Annotated in this window: 14 protein-coding genes; 8 read left to right on the top strand and 6 right to left on the bottom strand. The window is 45.6% G+C overall.

All coding sequences use genetic code 11. From position 1 onward, the window contains the following. Positions 1-222: 222 nt before the first annotated feature. On the bottom strand, positions 223-345 hold the full coding sequence (locus QUB13_RS12525; RefSeq protein WP_333381077.1) for a hypothetical protein: 123 nt from the start codon (positions 343-345) through the stop codon (positions 223-225). 503 nt (positions 346-848) lie between these two features. Here QUB13_RS12525 and QUB13_RS12520 point away from each other — a divergent pair. The 3 genes from QUB13_RS12520 to QUB13_RS12510 all read left to right on the top strand — a co-directional run bounded on the left by QUB13_RS12520 (position 849) and on the right by QUB13_RS12510 (position 4849). Beyond that, positions 849-1379: a helix-turn-helix transcriptional regulator gene (locus QUB13_RS12520; RefSeq protein WP_333381075.1), complete on the top strand. Its 531-nt coding sequence runs from the start codon at positions 849-851 to the stop codon at positions 1377-1379. A gap of 256 nt (positions 1380-1635) precedes the next feature. Then, positions 1636-4452, top strand: a complete 2817-nt coding sequence (gene secA, locus QUB13_RS12515; RefSeq protein ID WP_333381073.1) for a preprotein translocase subunit SecA — start codon at positions 1636-1638, stop codon at positions 4450-4452. Positions 4453-4579: 127 nt separating this feature from the next. Further along, entirely contained in the window at positions 4580-4849 is a 270-nt protein-coding gene (locus QUB13_RS12510; protein WP_333381071.1) for a DUF2442 domain-containing protein, read from the top strand. A 36-nt stretch (positions 4850-4885) separates the two neighbouring features. On the opposite strand, the gene QUB13_RS12505 is transcribed toward QUB13_RS12510, so the two are convergent. Next, positions 4886-5179 (bottom strand): DUF3288 family protein, encoded by a 294-nt coding sequence (locus QUB13_RS12505; protein WP_333087686.1) that lies wholly within the window; start codon positions 5177-5179, stop codon positions 4886-4888. Positions 5180-5554: 375 nt separating this feature from the next. After that, positions 5555-6094 (bottom strand): tetratricopeptide repeat protein, encoded by a 540-nt coding sequence (locus tag QUB13_RS12500; protein ID WP_333381069.1) that lies wholly within the window; start codon positions 6092-6094, stop codon positions 5555-5557. Positions 6095-6165: 71 nt separating this feature from the next. Between QUB13_RS12500 and QUB13_RS12495 the strand changes: the two genes are divergently transcribed. Next, a complete protein-coding gene (locus QUB13_RS12495) occupies positions 6166-6906 on the top strand; it encodes an SDR family oxidoreductase (protein ID WP_333381067.1) in 741 nt (246 codons plus the stop codon). Between the two features lie 117 nt (positions 6907-7023). On the opposite strand, the gene QUB13_RS12490 is transcribed toward QUB13_RS12495, so the two are convergent. Then, complete coding sequence (locus QUB13_RS12490) at positions 7024-9066, bottom strand: serine/threonine-protein kinase (protein ID WP_333381064.1); 2043 nt, start codon at positions 9064-9066, stop codon at positions 7024-7026. A gap of 548 nt (positions 9067-9614) precedes the next feature. Here QUB13_RS12490 and msrP point away from each other — a divergent pair. After that, entirely contained in the window at positions 9615-10598 is a 984-nt protein-coding gene (msrP, locus tag QUB13_RS12485; protein WP_333381062.1) for a protein-methionine-sulfoxide reductase catalytic subunit MsrP, read from the top strand. Positions 10599-11130: 532 nt separating this feature from the next. Here the strand turns inward: msrP and QUB13_RS12480 are convergent. Both QUB13_RS12480 and QUB13_RS12475 read right to left on the bottom strand, forming a co-directional pair. Next, positions 11131-12792 carry a putative bifunctional diguanylate cyclase/phosphodiesterase gene (locus tag QUB13_RS12480; protein ID WP_333381059.1) on the bottom strand — a complete coding sequence of 554 codons (1662 nt, stop codon included), beginning with the start codon at positions 12790-12792 and terminating at the stop codon, positions 11131-11133. Positions 12793-12814: 22 nt separating this feature from the next. Beyond that, a complete protein-coding gene (locus tag QUB13_RS12475) occupies positions 12815-15166 on the bottom strand; it encodes a PAS domain-containing sensor histidine kinase (RefSeq protein WP_333381057.1) in 2352 nt (783 codons plus the stop codon). Positions 15167-16039: 873 nt separating this feature from the next. Between QUB13_RS12475 and QUB13_RS12470 the strand changes: the two genes are divergently transcribed. The 3 genes from QUB13_RS12470 to QUB13_RS12460 all read left to right on the top strand — a co-directional run bounded on the left by QUB13_RS12470 (position 16040) and on the right by QUB13_RS12460 (position 18762). Beyond that, complete coding sequence (locus tag QUB13_RS12470) at positions 16040-16414, top strand: DUF1257 domain-containing protein (protein WP_333087698.1); 375 nt, start codon at positions 16040-16042, stop codon at positions 16412-16414. Between the two features lie 580 nt (positions 16415-16994). Then, positions 16995-17147: a hypothetical protein gene (locus tag QUB13_RS12465; protein WP_333381055.1), complete on the top strand. Its 153-nt coding sequence runs from the start codon at positions 16995-16997 to the stop codon at positions 17145-17147. 259 nt (positions 17148-17406) lie between these two features. After that, positions 17407-18762, top strand: a complete 1356-nt coding sequence (locus QUB13_RS12460) for a sensor histidine kinase (RefSeq protein WP_333381053.1) — start codon at positions 17407-17409, stop codon at positions 18760-18762. Positions 18763-18775 lie beyond the last annotated feature (13 nt).

Below are 18775 nucleotides of genomic sequence, written 5' to 3'. Positions count from 1 at the left end.
AGCCATCTAATAGACCTTGTGACGATGTTGGATCGATAAATCCAAGAAATACTTCTCTACCCTCTCTGAAAACAGCTATCCACCACTCACGTCGATACCCAAACTCTTGGCGTAAGTAATATTCAATCTCAGACCAAGTATTTTCCAAAAACTGGGCTATGTTTGCCAAAAGATATTGAGTAGCTTCTGTTATGTATCCCCAAATTTCTTTGGTAGCAGCAACTAAGTTTTCCCATAACTCGGCAAAATCTCCTGATAGAGCATCAATAATCGCAGCAACCCATAACCCACTGCTGCACAAAGAATTAATCCAGCAGCAGCTTGCAGTAAAATATCCCAAACCATTACTATTGACTCCAGGAAACGTATCGATTCATAAAAATGAACCGCATTGAGCGTATGAAGTTAGCCGATCGCACGCACCACAAATAGATACCGCAACGCCTAAGCATCCAGTACCAACTCGGCCCCGCACCAAGCAACATCTTGCTTCTATATCTATGTATTCGGTTTCAATCCCTGATAAGTAGTAAGACACAATTAATTACACAAAACTCTGGGCTACAAGCCTTGTCTAGTAAAGAATCAGCCAAAAATCAGTGTGTAATTAATTCTGTCCAATTACTTATTTACGCAAAAGTTGGCGTATTGTTACAAATCTTTACACTTACCCACTAACCGTTGCTGTATCTGCACCCTAAACTCTTGACACATAGCCCGCTCTTTTTACAGCAGAGCGATCGCCACATCCGTTTCTGGAATGATAAACTAAGTATACTCAGATAGCAACTAGCCAAAGCTGTAATTTTGGTTAGGCTTTGGCTATCAACTAAGCGAGACATACTGCGATGACATCCAGCGATGAGATGTTTGCCGAGGCTGCGAATAACTGGGACTTGGAAAGGCTCTATAAAGCTATGGCAGAAGCCAAATGGCAAGTATCTCCCCGTTCCAGAAAGGGACTTACAGAACGGGAAAAGCTGTTTCTCCGAGGTTTGCTCTGCGGCCACAGTCCTGCTGAAATAGCTAGCCAACTCCATCAAAGTCGTAAAGGCGTTGAGGTTTATATATCTAAAACTTTATATCAATACTTTAAAAAAATTACAGATGTACCTAACGAAAAGGTCAGCAACTGGAGAAATATTCACAACTGCCTAGAGGAAGCTGGATATAAAACTATGCCCTCTGTTAAATCTCACTCAAGCAATTATTCACCCCAAATTCCGTTAGTAAATATAGTTAATATAAGTTTGAACAATCAAAGTCATTCAATAACAATTGACATTCACCTTCAACTAACATTACCTTCGCTTTCAGATCCAACCATCACAGAAGACATGGATACAAAAGATCGCCCCGACACCAACCAATCTAACTAAAGGCCGATCGCCTACAATAGAATCAACACTCATATTCTCAAACGCCATGCAATATAGTTTTGCCACCTGAAGTCGAAGCTAGGAGTGCAGCGCTTTCCTCACCAGCGGCAAATCCAAAATCGGGCGATCGCCCCCAACGACTCCTGAGCAGACCCAATGCTTGCTACAATCGGGAAAGGTAAACGTTGTGGCTAACACTACAGCCCGTAACCCTGAAAGCTAATAGCTAAATTATTAAAAATCTGCCTCTCCTGCCATGTTTAAAAATCTGCTAGGCGATCCCAACGCGCGCAAACTAAGAAAATTTCAGCCTTGGGTAGCTGATATCAATATCTTGGAAGAAGACTTCCGTACCCTCTCAGACGACGGCCTCAGAGGGAAAACTGCCGAGTTTCAAGAACGTCTGGCAAAAGCTAAATCTCTCAACGAAGAGAAAGAAATCCTAGACGAAATCTTGCCAGAAGCTTTTGCAGTGGTGCGGGAAGCGGGACAGCGGGTTTTGGGAATGCGCCACTTTGATGTCCAACTCCTCGGCGGCATCATCCTCCACAAAGGCCAAATTGCCGAAATGAAAACCGGTGAAGGCAAAACTCTGGTGGCGACACTGCCGGCGTACCTCAACGCCCTCAACGGTAAAGGCGTACACATCATCACCGTCAACGATTATCTCGCAAGACGGGACGCGGAATGGATGGGGCAGGTGCACCGCTTCCTGGGATTGACTGTGGGACTGATTCAGCAGGGCATGGATCAGGTGGAACGCAAGAAAAATTATAACTGCGATATTACCTACGCGACTAACAGCGAAGTGGGTTTTGATTATTTGCGGGACAATATGGCTACTGTGATGGAAGATGTAGTCCAGCGTCCTTTTAATTTCTGCGTGATTGATGAGGTTGACTCGGTGCTGATCGATGAAGCTCGGACACCTCTGATTATTTCGGGCCAGGTGGAACGCCCCAGCGAGAAATACATCGGGGCGGCTGAGGTGGCTGCTGCTCTGAGAAAGGAAAATGAGGAACATTACGAGGTTGACGAAAAGGCACGGAATGTGCTGTTGACCGATGAAGGGTTTGGGGAAGCTGAGCGTTTGTTGGGCGTTACTGATTTGTACGACCCGGCTGACCCTTGGGCGCATTACATTTTTAATGCGATTAAGGCGAAGGAATTGTTTATTAAGGATATTAACTACATTGTCAATCCCGATCGCGAAGTGGTGATTGTCGATGAGTTTACCGGCCGGGTGATGCCCGGAAGGCGCTGGAGCGACGGTTTGCACCAGGCGATCGAAGCGAAGGAACGGGCGGAAATTCAGCCGGAAACTCAGACACTGGCGACGATTACCTATCAGAATTTCTTTTTGCTTTATCCGAAGCTGTCGGGAATGACTGGGACGGCGAAGACTGAAGAAACCGAGTTTGAGAAGATTTACAGTCTGGAAGTGACGCTGATTCCGACAAACCGGGTGACGAGCCGCACTGACCTTTCGGATATGGTTTACAAGGCGGAGGCTGGGAAGTGGAAGGCGATCGCCCAAGAATGTGCCGAAATGCACGAAATTGGTCGCCCGGTGCTGGTGGGCACCACGAGCGTAGAAAAATCCGAGTTGCTGTCGCGGCTGCTCCAAGAACTCAAGATTCCTCACAATTTGCTCAACGCGAAACCGGAAAACGTGGAACGGGAGTCGGAAATTATCGCTCAAGCCGGACGCAAAGGCGCTGTGACGATCGCCACTAACATGGCCGGACGCGGTACAGACATCATTTTGGGCGGTAATTCTGAGTACATGGGGCGGCTCAAGTTGCGGGAATACTTGATGCCCCGGATCGTGCAGCCGGAGGATGAAGAAGGGTTTTCGCTGGTGCAAGTTCCGGGTATTGGGGGCCGCCCCGCAGCTCAAGGTTTTGGTCAAACGGCTAAAAAGGTCAAGTCTTGGAAAGCTTCGGCGCAGATTTTCCCGACGCAGCTATCGAAAGATGCTGAGCAAATGCTCAAAGCGGCGGTGGAATTGGCGGTGAAGGAGTACGGGGAGCGATCGCTCTCGGAATTGAAAGCCGATGACATTGTGGCTGTAGCCTCGGAAAAAGCGCCTACCAAAGACATCGTAATTCAAAAATTGCGGGAAGCTTACAATTTAACTCGCAGCGAGTACGATGCTTTTACCAGCCGCGAACATGATGAAGTCGTTCAGTTGGGAGGCCTCCACGTCATCGGTACAGAACGCCACGAGTCGCGCCGGATTGACAATCAGTTGCGCGGCCGGGCGGGACGCCAAGGAGACCCTGGTTCTACGCGCTTTTTCTTGAGTTTGGAAGACAATTTGCTCAGGATTTTTGGCGGCGAACGGGTTGCCGGTTTGATGAAGGCTTTCGGTGTTGAGGAAGATATGCCGATCGAATCTGGAATGCTGACTCGCTCGCTCGAAGGCGCTCAGAAAAAAGTCGAAACCTACTATTACGACATCCGCAAACAGGTATTTGAATACGACGAAGTGATGAACAATCAACGTCGAGCAATCTATGCAGAACGCCGCCGAGTCTTGGAAGGTTTGGACTCGAAGGAACAGGTAATTAAATATGCCGAACAAACGATGGACGACATCGTGGGAGCATACATCAATCCCGAGTTGCCTTCGGAAGAATGGGAACTCGAAAAACTTGTCAGCAAAGTGAAGGAATTTGTTTATCTCCTAGCTGACATGACTCCCGATCAATTAGAGGATTTGTCGGTTGAGGAAATTAAAACTTTCCTCCACGAACAAGTTCGCAACGCTTACGACATGAAAGAAGCGGAAGTTAATGCCATCCGAGCGGAATTGATGCGCGATGCTGAGCGGTTCTTTATCTTGCAGCAAATTGATACTTTGTGGCGGGAACACTTGCAGCAAATGGATGCTTTGCGCGAGTCTGTCGGGTTGCGCGGTTACGGGCAGAAAGACCCGCTGATCGAGTACAAAACTGAAGGTTACGAGCTGTTTTTGGACATGATGACGGATATCCGCCGCAATGTGGTTTATTCGCTGTTCCAGTTCCAGCCGCAGCCGGCAATGCAAGTTTCACCAGAGATGGTTTGAAAATAGTTACCGGAAATCAGGACACGGCAGTGCCGTGTCCCTACAATTAATCGCGGTAGGGACACGGCACTGCCGTGTCCTCTATATCATTTACAAGAAAATAAACAAACGCTATTGGAACCTTGGTATGGGTATTTTGGCGATTCGAGCGGACGAGAGAGTTAAGCACATTCATTTTACAGAAGAAACCATTAGTGTTGATTTGATGGATGGACGAATCATTACCGTGCCTTTAATTTGGTATCCAAGATTGTTTAATGCAACGCCCCACCAAAGGGAAAAATGGGAAGTATGTGGAGGAGGCTATGGCATTCACTGGGAAGAAATTGATGAAGACTTGAGTACAGAAGGAATGCTGCGAGGCGCACCGGCTCCGAGACCTAAAATTACTCATTAATTTAGATCGCTACTTCACTTCTAAGCTTTGGTATTATTAAGCCCAATCTTCTTGGTCGCTTTTTTGTTTCCTGTAAACTTCACCTGTGGCGTGAATTTTACGGGTTTGTTCGTAAAGAGTTTCTTCGGTATGATTCCATTGTTGCAGGACTTTTTTTAAGTCTGATTGAATATCTCTAGCGCCGGGAAAGCCTCGGTAGCGAATGATTAATCTTGCTAATTCCGATAAATTGTAGTCGGTTGCTTCTCCTGTTAATAAAGTATTGACACTGGCTCGATCGCGCTTGTATTGCGGGTGCTGTTGGTCTTGATTTTTGGCTTCTAAATTCATGTTTTTTTGCGATAAAACGGTTTGTAGTGAAGACTTTAATCCGGGAGCATCTCCTGCATCGCAAAAAGGATGTTTTTTACAGTGAGATCGTCCCCGCTCGCGTATTGTATTGTACTCGCGAGCGGGGACGATCTCACTACAAATGCCAAATACATTTGTACAAAAAAGAGTTGTTTTTTTACTCGCCCTGTAAACACTGGTGCGTCGCTTTGAGATTGTCGATCGAGTACAGGGATTTTTGAGGTATGCCCACCTTATAGCGGTTCTCTAAAAAGTGAGGTATGCCCTATGCCCACGGAGGCCTATGCCCTATGCCCACGGAGGCCTATGCCCTATGCCGGATAGTACCTCATCTTTTTGAGAAAGGCTATACAACTACTTTGCTAATTCTGGCTCTAATTTTAAAGCTTTTTCTTGATATATTAAGCCTTCGTTGGTGCGCCCTTGCTTTTCCAAAAGTTTGCCTAAATTCCAATAAGCGGCGGCTAAATCTGGCTGTATAGCGATCGCCTTTTGGTAATAAGTTATTGCTTCGTCTAGCAAGCCTTGTTTGTAAAACATACTGCCTAAGTTAACATAGGCAGCGACTAAATTGGGGTCAAATTCGATCGCCTTTGAGTAGGCGCGCGCCGCCGCTTCTATTTTGCCTTGGGCTTGCAGGATATTGCCTAGGGTTTTGTAGGCTGGGGCGAAATTGGGTTGATGGCGCAGTGTTTGGTAGCAGGAGGCGATCGCCTCTACATATTTCTGTTGCGTATAATAAACTTCTGCTATCTTGCTGCACGCAACCGCCGCATCCGGTTTGAGTGCTAATATTTGTTGGTATTGGGCGATCGCCTCCTCAAATTTTCCCGATTTCTGCAGGTTCTCGCCCGCTGACAAATACTGCTGTGTTAACTCGGAATTTGCGGTCATAAATTTTACTTGAACAGCCGACACTACTTTACCATAGAGAGAATATCAACGCTAATTGGAGAGCAAATCTCATGGCATCACTAGCAGGAAAAGTAGCAATTGTGACTGGTTCATCGCGGGGAATTGGACGCGAGATCGCCCTTCGATTATCTCAAGAAGGCGCATCGGTTGTCATCAACTACGCCAAAGCAGCAGAAGCAGCAAAAGAGGTTGTCTCAGCGATTGAAGCAGCAGGCGGCAAAGCATTAGCCGTGCAAGCGGATGTCAGCAAAACCGCAGAAATTTGCAATTTGTTCGATCGCGCTCTCGAAACCTATTCACAAATCGATATTTTAGTCAACAATGCAGGAGTAAATCTTTCCAAAACTGTAGCGGAAGTTACCGAAGCAGAGTTTGATAATCTTTTTGCAATTAACGTCAAAGGCACGTTTTTTGCTTGTCAAGAAGCTGCTAAACGCATGGCAGAGGGAGGAAGAATTGTCAATTTTTCCAGTTCGACAACTGCTATGCTACTGCCAACTTACGGGGCCTACGTGGCGACAAAAGGTGCGGTGGAACAGCTAACTCGATCGCTGGCAAAGGAATTGGGCGATCGCCAAATTACAGTCAATGTCATTTCTCCGGGCCCAACGGATACAGAACTTTTCACAGTCGGAAAAACCGCCGAACAAATCCAAAGATTCACTCAAATGACTGCTTTGGGAAGACTCGGAAAAGTTGAAGATATTGCCGATGTGACGGCTTTTTTGTGCAGCGAACAAGCCCGCTGGATTACCGGACAAAATATCCGCGTTAACGGCGGAATTGCCTAACTCGGCGGAGGCGGACGAAAGTTTGACTCTTAAGCAATTTCCATCGCCGAGTTTTGAACAATCCCCAACCAAATCAAAGATTATGGTTAAAGATTGTTCCAAGAAAGAATAGAAAAATCAAGGAGACAGTCGCCACACCTTAATCGTGTCGTCATAACTGCCGCTGATCAACGTTTTGTCTTGAGGATTAAAAGCCAGTTCCACCCAAGTCGAATGACCTTTGAGCGTACCTTGTTCCCCGCTATCCATCGCCCACAGCTTGATAGTACCGCTCAAATCGCCGCTAGCTAACGTCTCGCTGTCGGGACTGAAAGCTAAAGACTGGATGCGATCGGCATGACCGGTAAAAGTCACCTCGCCCGAGGGCTGCGGCCCGTGATTCGTGGTGATATCCCAAATCCTCACCGTGTTGTCCCAACCGCCGCTGCCCAAAATATTACCATCCGGGCTGACAACCAAAGCCGAAACAGCATCGACATGACCCATGAGAGTCGCTTGGAATTCCCCAGTCTTCCAATTCCACATCTCGATCGTACCGTCGCCCTTGCCAGCAAACAAAGTATCTTTGTTGGGACTGAAAGCCACTGAATGTACTTCGTCGGTAATCCCCTTGAGGGTTTGCAACTCGGCACCGCCTTCGACTTGCCACAGTTTCAATGTATTGTCTTTACCGACACTGGCGAGGGCTCGGCCGTCGGGACTGAAAACAACTGAGAACACGCCATCTTTGTCTCCGTCCAACGTCCGAATTAACTTGCCAGAATAGAAATTCCACAATTTAATCGTACCGTCTGCGCCTCCGCTGGCGATCGTCCTGCCGTCGGGACTGACAGCCACCGACCACACGGGCCCCAAATGTGCTGAGATAACTTTGAGTATTTTGCCGTGACGCTTGTGCAGCAGGCGAATTGTCCCGTCATTGTTGCCGCTGACTATGACGCGGCCGTTGGGAGTGACTGCTACAGCCCACACCGGGTTTTTGTCTTGCTCTGCGAGAGTGCGAACTGCAGGGCCTGACTGCAATGGCTCACTGCTGAAATTCTGCATCGGGGGCGGATCGAACCGAATTTCGGGAATGCTGGAAACCGGTTCCGAAGAAGTGAAAGCCTCCGGTGTCGATGACAAGCCAGAACCCAGCAGCACTGAAATTAGGGCAACGGTGGCTCCTCCCCACAAAGCCAAAGTCACTCTGGGTTTGTTGACGATCGCGTCTATCGGTGTCGGGCCGTATTTTATGTCTCTGAGAATTGCTTCGGTCGATCGATAGCGTTTTGATGCTTCTCGTTCTACCATTTTATCCAGGATGCGGCCGAGTCTGCTCGAAACTGGTATTTTCAAATAGTGCCTCCAGGCCCAAGTGTCCCCTTTGATATCAAACAAATCAAAGGGCGACATTCCTGTTAACAAATGAATGCAAGTCACGCCCAAACTGTAGATGTCGCTGCTCAAAATAGCTTGACCTTTGATTTGTTCGGGAGCGGCGTATTCGGCAGAACCAGTCACTGTTTCTGTTTTCAGCGGCCCGCTGTTGGCAGGAATTGCTGCGCCGAAATCGACTAAAACCAGTCCCGATTCCTCCTCCCAGGGTATAGTACCTACATCCTCTTTACCCGCCGTTATTAAGCCATTTTGGCTGGTTTTGCGGTGAATAATATTGGAGGGTTTGATGTCTCGGTGAATTAGTTGATGGTCGTGAACCAGTTGCAGGACAGGCAACAATTCGCTCAGCAAATACCAAATGTGAATTTCTTTCAGTACGCCTTTTTGCGACAGTCGATCGGCCAAATTGCGACCGGGGATGTATTCTTGCACTAAATACTGGCAGCCTTCGACTTCAAAAAATGCCAGCAGTTTCGGTATTTGGGGATGTTTACCCAACTCGTCGAGGACGCTGGCGTCGCTGCGAAATGTCTGGTTTAGCTGTGCGCCATTGTCGGCGACTGAGGGCACTGAGCCGCAGAACTGTTGAATGACGCAGCGGGGTTGGGCTGGTTGGTCTTCATCGACTGCTAAGAAGGTGCGGCAACCGAGACTTTGACCGAGGGGGTGAAATACTCGGTAGCGACCTTTTAGCAGCAAGTTTGACTCGCAGCTTTTGCAGGCTGTGGCGCGATCGAGATTTTCTGGATTCTGGCAATTGGGATTGATGCAGTAACTCATTTCTCTTTCCGCTGGAGACCCCCGTCCGACTTAAAGCCAGGAGTGGGGGAGGAAAGCGGGGCGGTGCGTGCCGCTTCCTTTGGACAAATTAAATAATTTGAATCATTGCTTTGCTTCATGATAATTGTTTCCAAGATTTTAGTGACAATTCCTGCGGTCGATCGCGCATTAATTATTACTGACTTTCCTGCGATGGAGGTTTAATACCATTTTTCTAAAGCTGTGTTATGGATCAAGTCCTAGCCCCCCCTTACTAAGCTACCGTTGGGGGGCTAATATCTAGCACTACTTTATGAAATTGGTATAATAGGTCGATCGCCCGCGTGCCGTGACATTGTTCGGCAGAACTCGCTCTCAACGAATTAGGCTATACTGTCATTGCGGATACAATAATTTTGCTCGCAGCGCCAAGTCAAGCCATCGCGAGGCATTGCCAAAACTCCCCTATCCTCCGATCGCCCTGAGTAAATCTCAAATTTCAAATAAACTAAAAAATTGAAATTTGGGCAAATTTCGCCCGACGAACTACTAACTTTTAACTATTACTTATGCCCTTCATTCGCATTCCTAAATCTTGGGAAATTCTCGATCCCCAAATTACCTCAGAAACAGCCTTTCTCAACCGCCGCCGCTTCATGACAAATTTAATCGGCGCTGGCGTGACTGCTTCGTTGCTGCCGCTGACAAGCTGTCAAAGCAGTGATAGTTCAAAAACCGCTCTGGACAAAGGCTCAACCCAAGCATATTCGGGATTGACCCGGAATTCTAACTTCGCAAAAGTCGATCGAGCAATTACCGACGAAGCCTTAGCTACAAAATATAACAACTTTTACGAATACGGCGGCACAAAATCTATCTGGGAAGCCGCTCAAGCTTTGCCAACAGAAAACTGGAAAGTAGAAGTAGCAGGTTTAGTCAAAAATCCCCGCACTTACGACATTGACGACATCTACAAAAAATTTCCCATCGAAGAACGAGTTTATCGATTTCGCTGTGTAGAAGCATGGGCAATGGTAGTTCCTTGGGTCGGATTTCCCATGAAATTACTCATGGCTGATGTCGAACCACAATCAAATGCTAAATTCGTTCGCTTCACCTCGTTTTATGACAAAAAAATTACTCCAGGCCCCGGTTTGATGTCACAATTTTATCCTTGGCCTTACACCGAAGGTCTGCGGATTGAGGAAATGGCCAACGATTTAGCATTTTTTGCTACGGGCTTGTACGGGCGGCAGCTACCAAAACAAAACGGTGCGCCACTGCGAGAAGTGATTCCTTGGAAGTACGGTTTTAAGGGCGCAAAGTCGATCGTCAAAATTGAATTTGTCGAAAAACAGCCCGCCACTTTTTGGAATACAATCGGCCCCAACGAATACGCTTTTGAGGCAAATGTCAACCCCGACCAACCTCACCCGAGATGGTCTCAAGCCAGCGAAAGAGTCGTCGGCCCCGGTAACAGTTGGTCGTGGGAAACTCGCCCGACTTTGCCCTATAACGGCTACGGCGAATATGTGGCGAGTCTTTACAGTTAAAAATAGATTCGGCTCGTTACCAGGCTCTGCCTGGTAATGCAGATCCAGAGGCTCTGCCTCTTTTTACCTCGCCGCTTCTGGAGAAAGAGAATTGTGGCACAATACGGTTTACTTAAGACGATCTCTCTGGCACACCCCTTAAAAAGGGGAGTAGGGGGTGGGACAAGAATGCTCTCAAAGTCCCCCTTTTTAAGGGGGATTTAGGGGGATCTCCGGGGCATAAATATGTTAAGTGAACCGTATTGAATTATGGCAGATATTTCATATCGCGTTTGGTCGATCGATAACGATACAATCAGATCATCTGGTGTGTTGCAAAAAGCATTTTTATTATAGTGCGAGCGTCCCCGCTCGCGAGTTGTACAATACGCGAGCGGGGACGCTCGCACTATAAATGCAAAACATCCAGATGCTCCCGATAAAATTCGATCGCGCGTGTAGACTTTAGTCCGCTCCATGAAAGCGGACTAAAGTCCGCACTACGAACCGTTTTTGGGTACGATCTGACATGATATCGCTTACCTGAAAACCGCTATAAATCCCAACGTTTATCGCTTTTGAGCAAAGCCTCAAACTCAGCCGCTGGTAAAGCCTGACTGAAAAAATAGCCTTGAATTTCGTCGCAATCGCGGGCACACAAAAAAGCAAGTTCCCGCTCATTTTCTACCCCCTCAGCAATCACAGTCATATTCAGAGAGTGCGCCATTTGAATAATCGCCACTGTAATCGCTGCATTTTGGCGATCGTCCGCAATATCCCGAATAAAACTCTTGTCAATCTTGAGCGCATCAAATACAAAGCGTTTCGGATAACTCAAAGAAGAATATCCAATCCCAAAATCATCAATCGCTATCCTAATCCCCATCTCTCTCCATACCTGAAAAGCTCCCGCCGCAGCCGTTTCATCTTGCAAAATCAGACCTTCCGTCAATTCTAATTCCAGACATTTAGGATCGAGATTCGTTTCTCTCAATATCTGGCTTACTCTCTCCGTCAAATTTTCGCCTTCAAACTGGCGGGCTGACACATTGACCGCTACCCGCAGCGGAGGTAAACCCTCAATTTGCCACGCTTTAGTTTGCCTGCAAGCAGTCTCTAAAACCCATTCGCCCAGCGGTGCAATTAAGCCCATTTCTTCAGCCATTGGAATAAATTCCCCAGGGGAAACTCGGCCTCTTTTTGGATGATTCCAGCGCACTAACGCTTCAGCACCAACTATTTTTCCTGTTTTAATTTGTATTTTTGGTTCATAATAAACTTCAAATTCCGAGCGTTTCAAAGCATGGCGAAGACAATTTTCTTGACTAAATTTATTAATGGAAATAATTGCATTTTTAGCGGTATAAAATTGATAGTTATTTCCTCCTTTCTCCTGAGAATCGTACATAGCTGTATAAGCATTTTTAAGCAGTTCGTCTCCATTGCTGCCGTCGTTTGGAGATAAACAAATGCCGATACTCGCCGTGACGTAAAGTTCGGAGCCTCTGGCCATTATAGGTTGGGCTACAATATCTAAAATATTTTGAGCAATTTTGACAGCATCCTGTTTTTTGGCAACTGGTTCGATAACAATTGCAAATTCAGCAGATTCCAAACGAGCCACCATATTAATTTTATCCGTGCAGTTGCTCAGCCGTTCGGCAATTTCGCAAAGTACAAAATCGCCAATATCGTGTCCAAATGTACTGTTAATCCTGTTAATTCTATCTATACTGAGAGTAACAACGGGAACGATTTCTGGCACTTCTTTGTGCTCTTCCAATACCTGACTTAGCTGCTTTTGCAACAGCGAACGATTTGGCAAGTTTGTCAAGCAGTCGTGCTGATGTCGGTGCAGAGCTATTTGAATAGTTGTGTGCAAGTTTTTTTCTTCAAATGGTTTAACAATATAGCCGAATGGTTTGGTTGAATTGACCCGCCGCAACGTATTTTCGTCAGCATAGGCTGTTAGATAAATTACCGGAATTGCCAAGCGCGATCGAATTACTTCTGCTGCTGTAATACCATCGATTTCTCCTTGCAGGTTAACATCCATTAAAACTAAATCTGGTCGAGATTGTGTTGCCGATTGAATTGCTTCTTCTCCTGAATAGGCAATATCAGTGATTCTATAACCAAGAGATATTAAGCTGTCGGAAATGTCTTCGGCAATAATGCTTTCGTCTTCAACTATCAGAATTTTTTTATTGGGCATATTTTTTTCTCTCCGAAGATGGCTATTGTTGTTTAGAAAATGTTATTTGAAAAGTCGTGCCTGTTGTTGCTAGTAGCTCTATTTTCCCCCTAATTTGCTTAACTAAAGATCCGACAAGTCGCAAACCCAATGTGCGAGCATTTCGATAATCTAAGTCTTGAGGAAAACCAACACCGCTGTCGCTGACAGTTAGCACGCAAACCCTGTCATTTTCTAAACTAAAGTCTATGTTAATTGTACCTGCGATTTCTCCTTCAAAAGCATATTTTAGTGCATTGGTCACAAGTTCGTTGATAATTAATCCGCAAGGAACGGCCTCGTCAATATTCATAGAACACGGCGCAATATTTGTTCGCAATTTGACGCTTTCTGCATGAGTTTCATAAGCTTGAAATAAATTGTGGGCGAGATTTTGGATATATTCAGCAAAGTCAATGTTTGAAAAATATTTGGATTGATACAATTGTTCATGAACCAGGGCCATTGACATGACTCGGTTTTGACTTTCTTTTAACATTTCAGTAACCCTGCTGTCTTTGATGTAGCGGGACTGAAGTTTGAGCAAACTGGAAATAACTTGCAGGTTATTTTTGACGCGGTGGTGAATTTCTTTGAAGAGGACTTCTTTTTCTGCGAGGGATGCTTTGATCCGATCTTCGTCCCGCTTGCGGTCTGTAATGTCTCGCACTACTGCTTGAATTACTTTACGACCGTTAATTTCCATTACATTTAACAGCACTTCGGCTGGAAATTCTGAACCGTCTAGCCGTTTGTGTACCCAGTCAAAGCGACAGCTACCTGCTTGCATTGCTGTCGATATTCTCTGTGTGGCTAAACTGTATGAGTCTTGTCCGCTAGGCTGAAATTGCGGGGAAAATTCGCTGGGTTTTTTTCCGTAAAACTGTTTTTTATTACTACAGCCGAAGATTCTTAAGGTGGCGACGTTACAGTCAAAAAATTCTTGTTCGTCTAGTAGCATTACTGCGTCGCTGGTGGCTTCGTAAAGGCTGCGTAATTTGCGCTCAGATTCTTGCAAAGAAGCGATTAGTTCGGTTTTTTGAGCTTCGGCGCGTTTGCGGTCGGTAATGTCTATTCCTACCGAAACTGCTGCGGTTCCTTGATGATATTTCTGAGCTACTATCAGATAATTGCGGGTGTTGCCGTTAATTTCTATGTCTATTTCTTGCCAGATTTGGTGAGATGAACTGTCAAAAAAGTTTCGGATCAGTTCTCCAAAAGCCGATCCTTTGTCGAGAAAGTTGATTTCTTGACCGACAAAGCTTTCTGGAGACAGTTGGAAGGAGGTGGCTAGGTGCTGGTTGACTCCTATATACCGCAAATCTGAACCGATCCAAGAAATGAGTCCGGGCACTGCATCTAAGACTGCGCGAAGTTGGTCTGTGGCTTCTTGGAGTGCTGCTTCCGATCGCTTGCGATCGCTAATATCTGTTGCGGTTCCGCAAAGACCTAAAATAGCGCCGTTTTCACCTTGGTTGATGATGCTGTTGACGCGCAGGTGGACGGGGCTACCGTCTTTGCGAACTTGTTCTATTTCGTAAGGAGAATTGGGGGTTTGTTGCTGAAGGCTGGTTCTCGCTAAAAGTTCGGCAAATATTTCTATTTGTCTGCTGTTTTGTTGGGGAACTAAAAATTCAGTAAAGCGGCGGCCGATCATTTCTGGGGGGTCGTAACCGTAGATGCGTTTGGCGGCGGTATTGACAAAAGTTAAGATGCCTTGAATATCGATCGACCAAATAAGTTCTTGGGAGGTCTCTACAAGGTTGCGGTACTTTTTTTCGCTGGCGGCAAGTGCTGTATTGAAGGCTGTTGTTTGCTGCTGAAGTCTGTTTTCTAATTCTTGATTTGCTGTTTCGAGAGTGGCGATCGACTTTTGGCGGTTGGTAATATCAGTAGAAACACCGACAGCCCCGACAACTTCCCCCTTTGCATCTCGCAGCGCTGCCGATCGAATTTCGTGAATAAAATCCCCCTCTTGGGCATTCCAAGTGCGATCTTTTCCTGCTATTACCTCGGCAATATTTTCTAAGATATCTGGCTGACTGCCGTAAACTTCAAAAATCGACAGTCCCACAGTTACAGGTTGTTTGAACCCCAAATTTTCTATGTTTTTGCCGGAAGCAAGGGTTAACCTGCCGTCTTTGTCAGTTGCCCACAGGAAAATTGGGGAACAACTGAGGGCGGCGTGGAGGGTTTCGTTTTCTTGTTTTAGCCGATCGATTTCGGCATGAAGCTTCGCGCGCGTGTTGCTCAATTCTACCGTTAGCCGATCGGCTATAAGCTGCCAACTCGCAGCAGTGTCGCACATTTCAGCAGGATTGCGCGATCGACAGATGGATTGGTTGCAGTATGACATGGTTCTCAGGGATGTACTGTATATTTAATCCCGGGCTATCTTTTAAGCATAAACTTTTTAAGTAAAATATTACAGTTTTTCGGGATACTCATCCGAGCCAGATGCGATAGTTTAAATCTTGTTTAAAACATTCAGCAATTGCTCCCCTGTCTGTATTCCTGGCAACTTTTTAAAGGTTGATAACAGGCTGAATAATTCCTGCAAATACGTATTTTTACGGTGAATAGCTGTAGTCTTTTAAAAAAACATCGCAATGTTAGCCTTGTACAGGACATATAATTATAAAATTTTCATATTATTTGCGTATATTCACGCACTCAAGAATCGGAAATCGGGATTTTTGAAATATAGTCACGGCTAACAAAAGTGCGATCGGGGCGATCGCCAGGGAACATCGATTCAAATCTCAAACCTAAAACCTAAAATGCTGTAACGCCATGTCCGGTAGATTATCCTAATAAAAACGGTTTGTAGTGCGGACTTCAGTCAGCGACCTATTGCCGACACTAGGGCGCACGCGCGATCGAATCCGATATCCGTTAACTTTAGATTTTAGACACTTCAAGTTACCCGTACAAGTTTTAGATCGTAGGATTAAAACACGGGTGAATAATGATTAAGCTATGGTTAAACTTTCGTTTTTAAAGTTGATTTTTTATCGTTATAGTATCTATTAAAAAAACGAAATTCGGGAATAACAAGGCGCGGTGGATCAAAGCACCGTTCAAGCGAGTTGATGTGCAGGTGTAACTCTGCAAAGCTCTATATTTGTCGTAAAAGTCGAGTTAAATAGCGCAAGTCCTAAGTTATTGACTGTGGTTGTTGATGCTATGATAATCAAATCAGCGTTTCACAAAAAAATCTGAAAGTGATATGTCACACTTCACAACGATCGAGGTTCAAATCACCAATGGCGAACTGCTGCATCAAGTGTTGGAAGAGTTGGGTTATAACGTAGAGTCCAACGTGCAGGTGCGGGGTTATCAGGGCGACCAAACTAATGCGGAGTATGTGATTCGGCAATCCAACGGTTACGATTTGGGTTTTCGTCGCAACGGAGAGAATTACGAATTGGTTGCGGATTTTTGGGGCGCTAGAATTAACAAGCAAGAATTTGTTAATTCAATTAGTCAAAAATACGCGCGCCGCCAGTTGATGGTGGCGGTGCAGTCCGAGGGTTTTCATGTTGAAAAAGAGGAAACGTTGGCGGACGGAACGGTGAGGGTTGTTGTGGGTCGATGGGTTTAAGACTTGCGCTTGAATAACTCGTTTTTATATACCAAGTAGGCGGGTACAAATCAATAAATATTCGATTGGTCAAGCGGGTTTTGCTTGGGAGCATCTGGTGTTTTGCGTTTATAGTGCGATCGTCCCCGAAGAGCGAGTACAATATGCGAGCGGGGACGATCGCACGCTCAATAAAAAAAATGCGTTTTGCAAAACACCAGATGCTCCCTTTTACTTTCATCTTCTGGCTGTGATTTCGTGATTCTTCGCTAGCGCCCGCTTCTAGGTTTTTTGGGATTCGGTAGGGGCTCGCTTGACTGACATCTTTGATAGCAACAAAAAATTCAGGTAAACCGTCACGCACACCACTAAAATTTTAGGCTATTGTTCCTGCTCGCTGATTCATCTGTGGAGTAAATCTCAAACTTGTAGGGCGAAGTCGAAGTATCTAAAATCTCAAATCGACTGACTGGCGCGGGCTTTCGCAAACTAAGACTTAGGGGTTGTTGGAGTTGGAGTTGGAAACTTGCCTGCATTGGCATTTTTGCTTAAATACAGCACAATCTGCCGATTTTTGCCTCCGGGCCAGTTTTGCGCGCTGGTGTCTCAAGTTCCTGAGACTGTGGGAATCCGGGCCGTCGAACTCTCGAAGGATGTCAGTATATTTATAGATGACGGGCGATCGCACTCCAACTCCCTACCGACAGAGGAAAATAGCATAACAGATTGCACTAATCTATTGATAGATTATTGATAGATTTTTAAGATTTTTCGGAAAACACGCGATCGCAGGGTATATCATGGTAAAAAGTTTACAGCAGAGTTCCGTAAGTTCCACAAAAGCTTCGATCGTTTAACATTGATTTAGAAACAAAATCCTTAGCAGACCATGCTATTGCGATCGGGTTTTCCCGTTGGGTGCTGTTGAAATTTGACAAACTAGCAATTACCCGTTAGCCATTAATAGCAACTTAACTTATCCATCAATACAAAATTTAACAGGGGTTTCATCTATGTTTGCTGTGCATGAAACAAACTCGGAGTTATCCGTTTTGCATATCAATGAAATTTGTAGTTGGGATATATCCTTAGAATCAACTCTCCTAGATTTGCCTCTCTACCACTGTCAAATTGACTTAACCCAACAGGCAAAAGAAGTAGCCCAGGCTTTTGAAGGAAATTCCATGCTTCCCGGCGTCATATTGACCGAGCGGGGTACTTTTGTCGGCATGATATCCAGGCGTTATTTTTATGAAAAAATTAACAGGCGCTACGGTTTAGAAATGTTTTTCAAGCGACCGATAGAGGTATTGTACAGGTTTTCCAAGCAAGAGCTGCTGGTGCTTCCCGGTAGTAAATTAATAGTAGAAGCCGCCTCGGAATCTCTTTACAGGTTAGCAGAATTAGTCTACGAACCCGTAGTAGTGGAAGTAGCACCCCAGACTTACAAATTGTTAGACTCACACCAATTAATGGTGGCTCAATCCCGAATTCACCAACTAACAAATAAGCTGCTCAAGAAACAAACCCAAGCGAAACTCATTCAAACCGAAAAAATGGCGAGTCTGGGGAGAATTGTCGCAGAAGTAGCCCACGAAATTAGAAATCCGCTGAACAGTATTTGGGGAAATTTGACTTTTCTGCTGTCCTATTTTGAAAATTTGCTGCAACTAATGTCAGCTTATGAAGAAGAATATTCGGAACCGTCTCCCCGAATTAATGCCCTCAAAGAAGAAATTGAGTTTGATTTTTTACAAGAAGATTTGCCGATCACCTTAGAAGGGATGGAGTTGGGAGCCTCGCAATTGCTAAAAATAGTGAACGGGCTGCACCACTTCTCTCATATGGACGAGACAAAGCCAATGGATACAGACATTCACGAATGCGTGGATATGACGCTGTTAATTCTCAAAAACCGCTTGAAGAATAGCATAAGAGTGGTAAAGATTTACGGCGAACTGCCCCTAGTTAGTGGCTACTCCGGTCAGTTGAGTCAGGTGTTTTTGAATTTGTTAGTTAATGCTATAGATGCCCTGACAGAGTACGCAGCAAATAGAGAAATACAGACCGAGTGCGCGGATAACTGGCAGCCCCAAATCGAAATTACCACTAATGTCAGAGAAACTGAACAGGGCCTGCAGGTAGCAATTGAGATTGCTGATAACGGGCCCGGCATTGCCCCAGAACATCATCAGCAAATATTTGATACCTTTTTTACCACAAAACCGGCAGGGAAAGGCAGCGGTATGGGGTTGGCTATCTGCCATCAAATCGTCACAGAAAAGCACGGCGGCCAACTTTTATTGCGATCGCAACCAGGCCAGAACACCAAATTTGAAATTCTCCTGCCAATAGTTCGCAAAACATGATTAACTCAAAAAC

The sequence above is a fragment of the Microcoleus sp. B4-D4 genome, from assembly GCF_036705185.1.
Taxonomy (GTDB): domain Bacteria; phylum Cyanobacteriota; class Cyanobacteriia; order Cyanobacteriales; family Microcoleaceae; genus Microcoleus.
The sequence above is the reverse complement of the archived record's forward strand: the minus strand, read 5'-3'. Positions and strand labels throughout refer to the sequence as shown.